The 13,387-nt window shown below is 62.8% G+C and carries 12 protein-coding genes; 4 read left to right on the top strand and 8 right to left on the bottom strand.

Annotation, left to right across the window (positions count from 1 at the left end):
• On the top strand, nt 1–590 hold a 590-nt coding region (locus ABW043_RS22595), incomplete at its 5' end, for a methyl-accepting chemotaxis protein (protein WP_353923446.1).
• A gap of 53 nt (nt 591–643) precedes the next feature.
• Here ABW043_RS22595 and ABW043_RS22590 read toward each other — a convergent pair.
• The 8 genes from ABW043_RS22590 to ABW043_RS22555 form a co-directional block, all read right to left on the bottom strand.
• Nucleotides 644–865: a hypothetical protein gene (locus ABW043_RS22590; RefSeq protein WP_353923445.1), complete on the bottom strand. Its 222-nt coding sequence runs from the start codon at nt 863–865 to the stop codon at nt 644–646.
• 54 nt (nt 866–919) lie between these two features.
• The gene (guaD, locus tag ABW043_RS22585; RefSeq protein WP_353923444.1) at nt 920–2,278 is read right to left on the bottom strand and encodes a guanine deaminase; all 1,359 of its coding nucleotides are present in this window, start codon (nt 2,276–2,278) and stop codon (nt 920–922) included.
• Between the two features lie 75 nt (nt 2,279–2,353).
• Nucleotides 2,354–3,304, bottom strand: coding sequence for an ABC transporter permease (locus ABW043_RS22580; protein ID WP_353923443.1), 951 nt, complete (start codon nt 3,302–3,304; stop codon nt 2,354–2,356).
• Nucleotides 3,301–4,398, bottom strand: coding sequence for an ABC transporter permease (locus tag ABW043_RS22575; RefSeq protein WP_353923442.1), 1,098 nt, complete (start codon nt 4,396–4,398; stop codon nt 3,301–3,303). The genes ABW043_RS22580 and ABW043_RS22575 overlap by 4 nt, the downstream gene beginning before the upstream one ends.
• Complete coding sequence (locus ABW043_RS22570) at nt 4,395–5,939, bottom strand: ABC transporter ATP-binding protein (RefSeq protein ID WP_353923441.1); 1,545 nt, start codon at nt 5,937–5,939, stop codon at nt 4,395–4,397. The genes ABW043_RS22575 and ABW043_RS22570 overlap by 4 nt, the downstream gene beginning before the upstream one ends.
• Nucleotides 5,940–5,995: 56 nt before the next feature.
• The gene (locus ABW043_RS22565) at nt 5,996–7,045 is read right to left on the bottom strand and encodes a BMP family lipoprotein (RefSeq protein ID WP_353923440.1); all 1,050 of its coding nucleotides are present in this window, start codon (nt 7,043–7,045) and stop codon (nt 5,996–5,998) included.
• A 22-nt stretch (nt 7,046–7,067) separates the two neighbouring features.
• Nucleotides 7,068–8,021: a nucleoside hydrolase gene (locus tag ABW043_RS22560; protein WP_353923439.1), complete on the bottom strand. Its 954-nt coding sequence runs from the start codon at nt 8,019–8,021 to the stop codon at nt 7,068–7,070.
• The gene (locus tag ABW043_RS22555; protein WP_353923438.1) at nt 8,021–9,364 is read right to left on the bottom strand and encodes an amidohydrolase family protein; all 1,344 of its coding nucleotides are present in this window, start codon (nt 9,362–9,364) and stop codon (nt 8,021–8,023) included. Before ABW043_RS22555 ends, ABW043_RS22560 begins: the two co-directional genes overlap by 1 nt.
• Before the next feature lie 285 nt (nt 9,365–9,649).
• On the opposite strand from ABW043_RS22555, the gene ABW043_RS22550 reads away from it, so the two are divergent.
• The 3 genes from ABW043_RS22550 to ABW043_RS22540 form a co-directional block, all read left to right on the top strand.
• Nucleotides 9,650–10,387 (top strand): creatininase family protein, encoded by a 738-nt coding sequence (locus tag ABW043_RS22550; protein WP_353923437.1) that lies wholly within the window; start codon nt 9,650–9,652, stop codon nt 10,385–10,387.
• Between the two features lie 9 nt (nt 10,388–10,396).
• Nucleotides 10,397–11,416, top strand: coding sequence for a LacI family DNA-binding transcriptional regulator (locus ABW043_RS22545; protein WP_353923436.1), 1,020 nt, complete (start codon nt 10,397–10,399; stop codon nt 11,414–11,416).
• Nucleotides 11,417–11,524: 108 nt separating this feature from the next.
• Nucleotides 11,525–13,387, top strand: a 1,863-nt coding sequence (locus tag ABW043_RS22540) for an adenine deaminase (protein WP_353923435.1), incomplete at its 3' end; no start/stop codon positions are given.

Here is a 13,387-nt window from a genome sequence, read left to right as displayed (position 1 = left end):
AGATCTCCAACATCATCGGCATGATCGACGACATCGCCTTCCAGACCAACCTGCTTGCCCTCAACGCTTCGGTGGAAGCAGCGCGCGCTGGCGAAGCAGGCAAGGGCTTTGCCGTGGTCGCCGTCGAAGTGCGGCGACTGGCGCAATCTGCCGCGCAGGCTTCGTCCGACGTCAAGCAGCTGATCGAGCAGAGCAGCGGCGAGGTATCGGCCGGCTCTCGCCTCGTGGCGAATGCCGCCAATCGGCTGCTCACCATGCTGGAGGCGGTTCGCGAAAACAACGAACTGCTTGGCAGCATTGCCCGCGGCAGCCGCGAACAGGCTTCGGCCATCGAAGAAGTGACCACCGCCGTGCGGCAGATGGACGAGATGACCCAGCACAATGCGGCGCTGGTTGAGCAGATCAATGCCTCGATCGAGCAGACCGAAGCGCAGGCGACCGACCTTGATCGTGTGGTGGACGTCTTCCAACTAGCCGACAGCGCGTCGCGCAGCGTGGCGCCGGAGCGCAAGGCTTCGCTCAGAAAACCTGCGCCGGTCTATCGCAGCCAGGGCAATGCGGCCATCGCGCAGGATTGGTCGGAGTTCTGAGGCTGTCCGGCCTCTAAATTGAAGTCATTGCCCGGCTTGTCCGGGCAATGGCGCTACCATCTCAGGCCCGATGGGCTCGGGCGTTTGAAGTGATCGGTCAGGGCGATCAGCACGACCATGTGCAGGCGCTCTTTCGAGCCCGGATCCTTGAGGCATTTGACGCGGGACGAGACGGTAAACTTGAGACCATTGCGCAGGCCCGTTGCCGTATAGGAGAGCAATTGGGCGGCAGCGTCATAACTGGCCGCTACAACCTTGAACTCCATCGTCGCCATCGCCCTTTTCCACCACCCGACCAGTTCTACCATGGACCCGGGCGACAGATTCCTTCAAGGGGTGCGTTCGATCCCATCGACCCATACATGGGCAATATTGGCGCGCGTCGCGCCATAGATCAGCTTTTGGAACACGGCGGCCGGGGCAGTTTCGTCGAAAAGGCGGATCGCGCCGGCTCGCGCATTTGTGTCCACGGCGAGGGCATCGAAGCGATAGCCGGGCGCGAGAACGCCGATGGGAAGGTCGAGCGCCACCCCGCCACCGGCTGTTGCCAGATGGAATGCCGTGACGAGGTCGATCGCCGAATTGGGACGTCCGCGCTCGTCGGCCGGCAGCGACGGATCAGTGCCCTCGGCAAGCATCCGGGACGATTGCACCGTGGTGCGGCAGGCTTCGAACAGCGAGGCAGATGGGCCGCCGGAAATGTCGGTACCAAGGCCAACGTGCACGCCTTTTTCGAGCGCATGGCGCAGTGGAAAGACGGAGTTGGCAAAGTAGACGTTTGAGAGCGCGCAATGGGCCACCGCAGCGCCGCGGGCAACGAGACGGTCCATATCGTCGTCGGTCAGGAAGTTCGAATGCGCGAGGACGGTCTTGCGGGTGAGGAGGCCGAAGGAGTCGAGGGCGGCGGCATCGGTGATGCCGAAGCGCTGAAGCACATGGCCGTGGGCCCAGTCGCTTTCCGAGCAATGGGTCTGGACGTGGCAACCGCACTCCTCGGCCAGCGCGCCGAGGCCGGCAAGGGCCTCATCGGTGCAGGACGGGATGAAGCGCGGGGTGATGACCGGGAGAACGCGCCCTGCCCCGTTTTTGGGATGAGCCTGGATATGCGCGATGACGGCGCGGGTTTCGGCCACCGCCGTCGCAGCGCTCTCGTCGCGATAGTCGTCCGGGCAAGCCGCCGGGTCGTCCATCACCACTTTGCCGACGAGGGCACGCTGGCCTTTTTCGATGCAGATATCGGCGAGGAGCTTTGTCGCGGCTTCGTGCTGGGTGGCGAAGTAGAGGGCCGTCGTGGTGCCGGTGGCGAGGAGGTCTGCCACGAGAACGGAATAGTGGGTGCGGGCGAAATCGAGGTCGGCGTAGCGGGCCTCGAGCGGAAAAGTGTATTTCTGCAGCCAGACTTCCAGCGGCTCGTCGAGAGCGAGCCCGAGCTGGGGATATTGCGGCGCATGGATATGCAGGTCGACGAGGCCGGGAAGGCCGTAATGGCCGTCGGGGAGGCGGAAGAGGCGCTCGCCCAGTTCGGCTTCGACAAGGGTGCGCATGGAGTCGCCGGCGGGATGGATGTCCGTGATAGCGCCGGCGTCATCAACGCGAATGAGGACGTTTTCCAGCACTTCCAGCCGGTCACGCGTTGGTGCGTGGAAGAAGGTGCCGATTATGCCAGCCCCGGCTATGTTGATGTTCACCTGACGATCCCCAGCGTTTCGCGCATTTGTACCTTTACGACGCCTTCCGGGGGAAGCTGCGATAGTCGAGCGCGCTCATATCTTGGAGAGGGTCCGCATCTGGCGGGCACGCTGGGCGCGATAGGAGAAGAGGACCAAAGCGAGGACCGTCACCACGAATGGGATGGTCTGGATCATTTCGCTGGGGATCCAATTGAAGAGACTGGGCATGACGACCGCGAGCGCCTCGAAGACGCCAAAGAGCAGCGCCGCGAGCATGGCGCCGACTGGGTGGCGGGCGCCGAGCAGCACAGCGCCGAGGGCGATGAAGCCGCGGCCGGCGGTCATGTCGCGGGTAAAGCCGATATAGTTGAACATGGCCAGTTGGGCGCCGCCGATGCCGGCGAGAGCGCCCGAGGCGACGAGGCTCCAGGCACGCACTTTTCCCACCGGAATGCCCGCGGCCTCCGGGGCGGCGGGGTATTCGCCGACGCCACGCAGCCAGAGGCCGTATGGGGTGCGGAAGAGGAAATACCAGACCGCAAAGACCATGAAGACGCCGAGCCAGGAAAGGACCGAATGGCCGGAAAGGAGAGCCTTCAGCGTCGGTCCGACGACCGGGATGGCTTCGAGGAAGGAGAGGTCTACGGCCGGGACGGCCTTGGACTGGAGATTGATGGAGGTACCCTTGTCGCCACCAGTGGCCTGCGAGAGGGCGAAGACGGTGCCGCCGGTTGCGAGGATGTTGACGGCAAAACCGACGAGAATGATGTCGGCCTTGAAGCGCAGGTGGAACAGCGCCATGAGCGCGCCGAGTATACCGCCCGCGGCGACGCCCGAGAGGACCGCGACATACCAGGGGGCATAGACCGAGACGACGACGGCAGTGAGCGCCGCGATCAGCATCATGCCTTCAAGAGCGACGTTAAGCGCGCCGGAAAGGTCGGAGATGAGCCCGCCGAGGGTGGCGAAGAGCAGCGGCGTCGTGGTGCGGATGACGGTGACGAAAAAAGTGGCGGAAAAGACGGTGACGAGGAGTTCGATCACTTTGCGACCTCCGGCGTTGCGGCTGGCGTGGGCTTTTTGCCGAAGAGCCCTGCAATGAACTTCTTGCCCGGCAGAGAGAAGGACGACGCGACCAAGAGGATAATGATGGCCTGGACCACCGAGATCATTTCGGTCGGCACATCGGTGCGGATGCCCATGAGCTGGGCGCCCTGACGGAGATAGCCATAGGCCAGCGCGACGAAGGGCACGGCCAGCGGACGCGAACGGGCGACGATGGCGATAAGGATGCCTTCAAAGGCGAGGTTGCCGTCAAAGTTCTGCGCCAGATTGCCGAAGGCGCGGCCCTGGACGAAGACGGAGCCGAGGAGGCCACCGAAGGCGCCGGCGACAGTCATGGCCGAGACCATGACGAAGCTCGAACGGATGCCTGAATACTCTGCGAATTTGGGATTGTGCCCGACGAGGCGAAGTTTGAGGCCCCAACTGGTGCGGTAGAGCAGGAACCAGACAACGAAGGTGGCGATCAACGCAATGACAATGCCGAGATCGAAGCGCGTGCCGGGCACGATGGCAGGAAAAATCGCCGTATCGGGGAATTTTGCCGTCATCAACTGGCCGGTGCCGGCGGGGGCGAGATGGGCGCGGATGAGGTAGTTCACCACAAGGATGGCGATGTAGTTGAGCATGAGCGAGGAGACGATCTCGCTGGCGCCAAAGCGGGCTTTTGCATAGCCGGGAATGAAGCCATAGACGGCGCCGGCGCACATGGCGGCGAGCATGGCGACAGGAATGGCGAGAGGCGTTGCGCCGATGGGTGACATGGCGATGAGCGCGGCAAAGAGCCCGCCCATATAGACCTGGCCCTGCACGCCCATGGAAAATTGCCGGGCCTGGAAGACGAGGCTGAAGGCAAGGCCCGTCAGGGTGAGCTTGGCGACATCGTCGATCCAGAGGCCCATGGTGCGGTTGGATGAGAGCGGCGCGGTGAGCAGCGTCTGGAATGCGGCGCCGGGATCGGCCGAGGTGAGGAGAATGACCACGAGGGCGACGGCGAGCGCAATGACCACAGCGGTCAGGGCGCGGCCGGTTTCGCGGCCAATCATGGCCCAGCGGGAGGGAGAGGTGCTACTCATTGGAGGGCTGCCCGCATGATTTCGGGGTCCTGGCTCGATAGGCCAAGCATGTAGGTGCCAAGCGTTTCGGCGGTAAGATCATCGGAATTGACGAAGGCGGCGACGATCTTGCCGCGATAGAAAACGACGAGGCGATCAGAGAGCGCCAGGAGCTCGGATAGGTCGGCCGAACTGAGGAGCACAGCGGCGCCGCCATCGCGGGCATCGGTCAGCGACTTCCAGATGAACTGGGTGGCGCCGAGATCGACGCCGCGGGTCGGCTGATTGACGAGGAGCAGTTTGGGCTGTTCCGAAAGTTCGCGGGCGACGACGACTTTTTGCATATTGCCGCCGGACAGCGTTCCGACGGCATAGCCGGGACCACCGGAGCGGATGGAGAAGCGCTCGATCAGCGCGAGTGCATTGGCCTTGATGGCTTTGAGGTCGAGGAGCCCATTGCGCACGAAACGCTTGTCGGCGAGGCGGGTGGCGATGAGGTTTTCAGCGATGGTGGCGCCTGTCGCAAGACCCCGGGCGATGCGGTCTTCGGGGATGCTGGCAAGCCCAAGCCCACGACGTTCGAGGACGCTTTTTGGCGCAAGGCTCGTGCCGTTGAGATAGACGACGCCATCGGCGATGGGACGAAGGCCGGCGATGGCTTCAAGCAGTTCGGCCTGGCCATTGCCTTCGACGCCGACGAGGCCGAGGATTTCGCCAGAATGGACTTTGAGGTTCAGGTCTGCGGCGACGGTGACGCCGTTTTCGGCTTCGAGCTTTAGCGCCTTGACCTCGCAGGCGAGTTCGCCGCGGCCCTTGGCGCGATCGACGCGCAAGGCGATTTCGCGGCCGACCATCATGGTGGCGAGGCTCTGTTCGGTGACATCTCTCGCGTTGACGGAGCCGACGGTCTTGCCGCCGCGCATGACGGTGATGCGATCGGAAATTTCCAGAACTTCTGGCAGCTTGTGGGCAATGAAGATGACGGTGCGGCCCTGGGCGACCAGCGCGCGGACGGCGACGAACAACTCTTCGACCTCCTGCGGCGCAAGCACGGCGGTCGGCTCGTCGAGAATGAGAATGCGGGCGTCGCGATAGAGCGCCTTGAGGATTTCGACGCGCTGCTGCTGGCCCACCGGAAGCTCGCCGACGGGTGGCAGCGGATCGACGGCGAGGCGGAATTTTTCCGACAGGGCGCGGACCCTATCGATGGCCTCGTTGCGGTCGAATTTGATGCCATTGCGCGGCTCGGAGCCGAGAACGACGTTTTCATAGACGGAGAAAGACGGGACCAGCGAAAAGTGCTGAAACACCATGCCCACGCCATGGTCGATGGCGTCGCGCGGATTGGCGAAGCTGACGGGCTTGCCATCGAGCCGGATTTCGCCGCGATCGGGCTGTTCGATGCCGAACAGGATTTTCATCAGCGTGGATTTGCCGGCGCCGTTTTCCCCGACGACGGCGTGGACCTCGCCTGCCTCGATGGTGAGATTGACGCCATCATTGGCGATGGTGCCGCCGGGATAGGTCTTGCCGATGGAAATGGCTTCGAGCAGAGGCGCCATGCCCGGACTCCGCATGCAGAAAATGGCCCCGCCAAAAGGCGAGGCCGAAGGATGAACTACTGAATTGCGGTTTCGACGGTGATTTCGCCGGAGATGATCTTTGCTTCTTCAGCGTCGACCTCGGCACGAACCTCGGCCGGAACCAGCTTTTCGTAATAGGCATTCTTGGCGATGCCGACGGCGCCATCGGCAAGACCGAGCAGCAGGTTGCTACCGTAGGGAGCCGTGCCATCAAGGGTCTGCTGCAGGGCGGTGAAGAGAGAGTCACCCACCTTCTTTTCCACCGAGGTGAAGATCACTTCCGACTGCGCCGGGTCGGTAGCCTCGAAGATAACGGCCTGGTCGCTGTCGACGCCGACGGCAAGCTTGCCTTCGTCGCGCGCGGCCTGCAGGGCGCCGATGCCCGTACCGCCGGCGATCGGGAAGACAACGTCAACACCCTGGGCGAACTGAGCCAGAGCCAGTTCCTTGCCCTTTGCCGGATCAGTGAAGCTTCCGGCCACGGCGCGGGTCACCTGGATATCGGGATTGGCGGCCTTGGCGCCCTGTTCGAAGCCGACGGCGAATTCGAGAATGGTGGCGCCTTCGACACCCAGGATCTCGCCGAGCTTGCCGGTTTCGCTGATCTTGGCCGCCGCGTAACCTGCCAGATAAGCTGCGGTCGAGACGCGGTAATTGATGGCGAGGATGTTGCCGAAGCTTCCGGTCGAGAAATCGGGCGCGTCATCGAAAATAATGAACTTGGTGTCGGGATATTCGGGCGCCAGTTCAGACATGAAGCCGGTCATTTCCCAGGTGCCGCCGATCACGACGTCGTAGCCCTGATCGGTGGCATCGGCCAGGGCCGGCTGCCAGCGGCCGCGATCGGCTCCGGCCTCAATGATAGTCACAGCAACCGGCAGCTCGGCCTCGGCGCGTTCGAGGCCGGCAGCGGCGCTGTCGAGGAAGCTCTTGTCGCCGAGCGTGCCATGCACCACGAAGGCAACCTTGAGCGGGTTTTCCTTGGTGTATTCCTGCGCCATGACGGCACCGGCCGACACCGAGGCCAGGAGGCCGGCGGTGACGAGGCCCGCAAAAGCGCGACGCGAGAATTTAGGCATGGACATTGACGGAGCTCCCTTGGCTTTGTCAGGTATTGGCGCGGTAGGCGACGGAAGCGCGATAGAGCGCCACGAGGCGATCGACCTTGGCTTCTTCGATAATGGTCACCATGGGCGTGCCGAGGCGACCGGTTGGATCAACCACGGTCATGCCGCGGGTAATGCCGGGCGCGAGGCTGACATCCATCGAGGCACGCAGGGTCTTGGTGACGAGTTCGGGCTCGATGACGGCGGCAATGGCCAGCGGATCGACGAAGCGGAAGTGATCGGGGCCGCCATAGCCGACGGTGGTGCGGCGGGCGTGTTCGACGAGGGCGACCGAGAAGGTCTTTTCCGGGCTTTCCGGAACGTCCTTGAGCAGAGCTTCGACTTCGTCGCCCGTCATGAAGTGGGTGACGCAGGGTTCCCACGGGGCAACGAGGATGTCGAGCTCGGTGCCAAAGACGATGGCGGCAGCTTCGGGGTCAGCATAGATGTTGAATTCGGCAGCCGGGGTGGTGTTGCCACGGCCATAGACGGTGGCGCCCATGATGGTGAGCTGGCCGATGCTGGCGGTAATATCGGGGGCCAGACGCAAAGCGAGCGCCAGGTTGGTCAGCGGCCCGATCATCAGGATGTCGACCTTGTCGCCGGCCTTGGCGGCAGCGCGGAAGGTATCCACCAGATAGCCGACGCCATTGGTGCTGGCGACATCCGGAATCTTGGCGGGACGCGGAGCGCCACCGAGGCCGTCTTCGCCGTGAATGTACTTTGCATCGATGACCGGCTGGGTCAGCGGGCGATCGGCGCCCTTGTGCACCGGCACAGAACCTTTGCCGGCGACTTCGAGCACGGTGAGGATATTGCGGGTAGCCGCATCGAGGCCGACATTGCCAAAGACGGTGGTGATCGCGTCCGGCGTACGGCCATTGGCGATCAGCATGAGAAGGGCCTGTGCGTCGTCGACGCCGCCATCGGTATCGAGAATAAGTTTTCTTGCCATTATGCCACTTTCCGAGCCGCTTCGACGCGGGCCCAGAAATCCTTATAGGTGTTTGAGTACTCGGCCCGGATTTCGGAAAAAGGCCGACGCAGGAGCTGCCGATCTTGCACCAGTTGTTCACCGGCGACAAAGACATGGCGCACATCCCGTCCACTTCCCGAATAGACGAGAAGCGTCTCAATGTCAGGGGTTTCGGAATAGCCAGCGCCGGAAATATCGATGGCAATGATATCGGCCGATTTTCCGACTTCGAGCGAACCGATCTCGTGGTCGAGGCCAAGCGCCTTGGCGCCTTCGATGGTCGCCATGCGCACCAGCTCGGCGCTGGAAATGGGCTGTGCCCTGCCCTCGCGATGCGAGGCAACAAGACCGGCAACGCGCATCTCGTTGATCATGTCATAGCCATTGTTGGCGGCGACATTATCGGTGCCGAGCGCCACGGTTACGCCGGCAGCCTTGAGATCCACAACGGGGCAGATGCCTTCGCGGCCCGACCGGAGGCCGGCGGTTGCGTTGTGGGAAATGGACGCGTGTGGGGCGCGGGCGAAAACCGCGATGTCTTCGGGGCTGAGATCGAGACAGTGCGCCGCGTGGATGCGGCCATCGAAGAAGCCGAGCTTTTCGAGCGCTACTGCAGCCGTCGTGCCGTAGCGACGTTCGGTTTCCTCGTTGTCTTCGGGCCCGCACGCCATGTGCAGGTGAAGACCGACGCCATATTCATTGGCGACTGCGACTTCGGCCAGCAGCAGGTCTTCGGTGTTATCGACATAGGGCGCGTGCGGGCCGAACCAGGGGATCACCCTTCCATCGGCGGAGCGCTGCTGCCTCAAGAAATTCGTGGCCTTGGCGAGTTCCTCTTCGCCGCGCTCCTTATCGCCCAGTTGCACGATGCCATAGGCGATCACCGCGCGGAGGCCGGCATCCTTGACCGCTTCGGCGATCTCTTCGGCAAAGAAGTATTGATCGCAGAACGTCGTGGTGCCCGAGAGCGCCATTTCGGCGCAGGAGAGCGCGACAGCAGGACCGATGTCTGAGGCGATCAGCGACAGTTCCGGCTCGCGGATGGAATTGTACCAGCCTTCCATGGTGAGGAGACTTTGCCCCTCCGAACGGCCGCGGAACAGCACCATAGCCGAATGGGTGTGCGCATTGACAAGGCCCGGCATGACGAGGTGGCCCGCAAGCACCTTCGCCTCGTCGAAATCAGCCTCTGGCGGGCAGGTTTCCATGGGACCGACGCCGGTGATCCGTCCATCGGCAAAGGCCACCCAACCGGCGGGAAAGACGGTATTGCCGCCATCCACAGTGAGAACCGTTGCATTGCGAAGGAGCGTAGAACCCATTTGACCGGTCGTTAGTAAAGCGCTTTACATAGCTGATCTAACGACGGTTCCGCGAAGGTTGTCAAATGCTATCGATGGCGGTTTGCACAAGTGTTCGCCGAAAGAATTTTCTGCATATTGTTTCGGCAGACTGCCTATGAGTATCGAGCAGTTTGCCGCAGATTCAGCCGTTGCCGCTCTGCTCGCTAAAGCCTCCGGGGCGGAGACGGACGACCTGATCCTCGGTAGTGATCTGTTGGCGTGTGTTGCGCCTGAAGTGCATCAGAATATGTTGGGATGGACGCCATGAGCCTAGCCGATTTCTCGCGCACACCTTGGGTCGATGTCGCCAAACGCATAGAAGACGGAACGCTGGCGGTGCTGGCTTTGGGCGCCTGCGAGCAGCATGGTGCGCACCTGCCGCTGACCACCGATACCGACATGGCCCATGGGGTCGGCATGCGCCTCGCCGACGAACTCGACGCGCTGCTGCTGCCGCCGATCACCTATGGCGATGCCTGGACGGCCAGCACCTATCCCGGCACGATCTCCATCTCGCCGCGCACGCTGCAGGCAATGGTGGAGGATATCGGCCACGAACTGTTGCGCATGGGCGTGCAGGGTCTCATTTTCGTCAACGGACATTTTGGCAATCGCGAGCCCATGCTGCTGGCGGCCCGCACGCTGACAATCGCCGGGCTGCCCGTATGCCATCTCGACTATCCCGGGCTCGAGCGGTTTGCTTCGGACATCTGCGATAGTCAGCCGGCGGCGCCGGGCTTTTATCACGCCGATGAAGTCGAGACGTCGATCATGCTCGCCGTGGCGCCGGAGGGAGTCGATATGGAGCGCGCCGAACCGTCCTATCCGCACTTTCCACCGACATTCGGCAGCGAGCCGATGCAGTTTCGGAATTTCAATGCTTCGGGCGTTTTTGGCGATCCGCGGCCTTCGACTGCCGCCAAGGGAGAGGCGCTTGTCTCGGGTATTCTGGGGGAAAGCCTGCGCATCGTTGCCGCATGGAGGGAGCGGTATGGCGTCTAGGGGGCAGAGATGGCCACGCTGAGCGATGTCGCCGCCGAGGCCGGGGTATCGCCGACGGCCGTGTCGCGCTACCTCAACAATCGCATCGACCTGCCCCAGGCAACGCGCGACCGCATCGATAAAGCCATAGCCAAGCTCGACTATCGCCCCAATCTATTGGCGCGGCGACTTTCGACCGGGAAGTCCGAGGCGATCGCTCTGGTCACGCCAGATATCGCCAACCCCTTTTTTGCCGAGCTCGCGGCGGCCGTCGAACGCCAGGCTCATGCCAGCGGCTATTCGGTCTATATCACCTCCACCGGCGGCCATGCTGATGCCGAGATCAACGCCATCCGTCGCATGGCCGACAGCCATGTCGATGGACTGATCATGACCACCAATCGGGTGGATGATGGTTCGCTCGCCAATCTCCTTGCCGGGCGAGAGAATGTCGTACTGCTTGATGAGGACATCGCCGGCGTCAGCGTTCCTCGGGTCTTCGTCGACAATGCTGAGGGCACCTATCTCGCCGCACAGCATCTCATTGCCATGGGGCACACGGAGATTGCGCTGATCGGCGGCCCGCACCGGCTGATGAGTGTCAACGAACGCCTTGCCGGCTTTGCGCGCGCCATGGACGAAGCCAGCCTGCCGGTGCGTCCGGGCCGGGTGTTGCTGGGAGACTATACGCGCGACTATGGCGCGGCTGCCGCTTCGGTGCTGCTCGATGCGGCCGATCGGCCAACCGCCATCCTTGCCTGCTCTGACTATATCGCCATTGGCGTGATGCAGGTGGTGCGCGGGCTTGGGCTCTCCATTCCCAGGGATATCAGCCTCGTCGGCTTCGACGACATGGCTTTTGCCGCGCTCGTTGATCCGCCACTGACCACCATTCGCCAGCCGGTCGCCGCGATGGGAGAGTTGGCTGTAAAGCATCTCTTCGCCTTGCTCGATGGGCAGACCCCACCAGCGGAAACCAGGTTGCCAGTCGAACTGGTGGTGCGCCAGTCCGTCGCCGCCCCGAAGAATTCCATCGCGTCTTCGAGCTGACTGGGCCGCAGGAACGCCTGATCTGGCTTGCCCAGCAGAACCACCCTATGGGACAATACAAAGAGGCAGCGCCAAGGCGCGGCCTACCTATTTGAGACTGGATATTTCTTGAGCACTCCCCTTCCCGACGACCTCATTGTCAATGCCAAGGACGAGGTGGCGATCCGCAAGCATCTGGCCCTCGTTGCCCTGGGCAAGAAGCCGGCGGACCGCGCGGTGCGCGTCGGGCGGCTTCTCGATACCTATGGCCGCAATTGGCATGAGGATCAGGAGGTCGTCATCTCGGGCCGCCGTGTTGCCTGGGTCGGGCGGGCCGGCGCCTATCCCGGCGAGGTTGCCGAACGCGTCGACCGCCGGCAGTTTAGCGCCGTGCCCGGCTTTGGCGAAGTGCACAAGCACATTGAATCGAGCCATCTGACGCCCGAATGGGAAGCGGCGCTGGTGCTGCCGCATGGTTGCACCTGGACCTGCGAGGCGAGCCACGAATTTTCCAACGTCAACGGCCCAAAGAATCTCGAATTCTGGCTGACGGCACGCCGCGCTGGCTCGCCAGCAAAGATCTTTCCGCTGCCGGGCTCTGCCGTGCCGCCGACCGCCTACGAATGGGGCGGCGGGCATTTCGGCTTTGCCGAACAGAACGAGTTTCTGCGCGATCATCTTCTGGTGGCGGGTCTTGATGAGGTGATGGATTGGCCGGCGGTCTGGAACCCCGAGAACCCTTCGCATGAGCGGCTCTGGGGGATGATCGAAGCGACTTTTGCGCAGCGCGGGGTGGTCGAAGGCCATGCGGCGGGCATGCGCGGGATCAATGATATCAATGCCTTCGCGGGCGCCGGCATGGCTTCGGACCACGAGGCATGGACGCCAGAAGAAGTGGCCGACAAGCTGCGGCGCGGGCTGTTCATGGAATTGCGGCCGCATTCGCTGAAAGACATCATCACGGGGCTTCTGGCACAGGGCCAGCAGGACTGGTCGAATTTTGCGCTCTGCACCGATGATCGCAGCGCTTCCGACACGATGAAGCTCGGGGCGACGGACCACAATGTCCGCCTCGCCATGGAGGCGGGCCTACCGCTCGAGATCGCGGTGCAGCTCGTGACGATCAATCCGGCACGGCACATGCGATTGACGCCCTGGGTCGGCGCGATTGCCCCCGGCCGCTTCGCCGATCTGGTACTGCTCGATGACGAGAAGAGCCTTGGCATCGGGGAGGTCTGGGCCGACGGACGGCAAGTGTCATCGGGAAAGACCTACACAGCAGAGGTACCTAAGATCGACTGGCCGGAATGGGCGACGTCGTCGGTCAATATCCAGCGCAAAATGCTGACGGCCGATTTTGCCATTGCGGCGCCGGACGAGAGGGAGAACGTCAACGCGGCGCTGCTGCGGCCCTTCCATTGGCATGATGAGTTCATCACGGCTGAATTGCCGGTGGTGGATGGGCTGGTGCAGCGCGACAGCGAGCGGAACATCACGAAGTTTGCCATCGTCGATCGTTTTTCGGGCGAAGGACGAACGGCTAAGATGTTCTGGCTGGGGACCGGACCGAAGACCGCAGACACCGCTCTCGCCTGTTCCATGGGCCACGACAAGCACAATATCTGGGTGGTCGGCTCTTCGGATGAGGCCATGGCACTGGCCGTCAACACGCTCAACGAGATCCAGGGCGGTTGGGCACTGGTCAGCGGCGGCAAGGTGCTTGCGACAGTGCGCTATGAGATCGGCGGGCTGATGACCAATCGGCCAGGGCCGGAACTCGACAAGGAAATGGTCGAACTCTATCGGCAGGGCGAGACGATCGAGTGGATGTATGAGCCCACATTCTCGCCTCGTTGGTGGCCAGGTTTTCCTGAGCGGTTGGCGTTTGCGACGCTGACGTGTTCGCCGTGGCGCTGGGTTCTTGTGGCGCCGTCACCTTTGGCGCCGGATGGATTCGTCAATGTTTCCAATGGCGAGACGCACCCTATCGTT

Source organism: Devosia sp., assembly GCF_040509215.1.
Lineage (GTDB): Bacteria > Pseudomonadota > Alphaproteobacteria > Rhizobiales > Devosiaceae > Devosia.
Note: the sequence above shows the minus strand (reverse complement) of the source record. Positions and strands in the feature narration are given on the sequence as shown.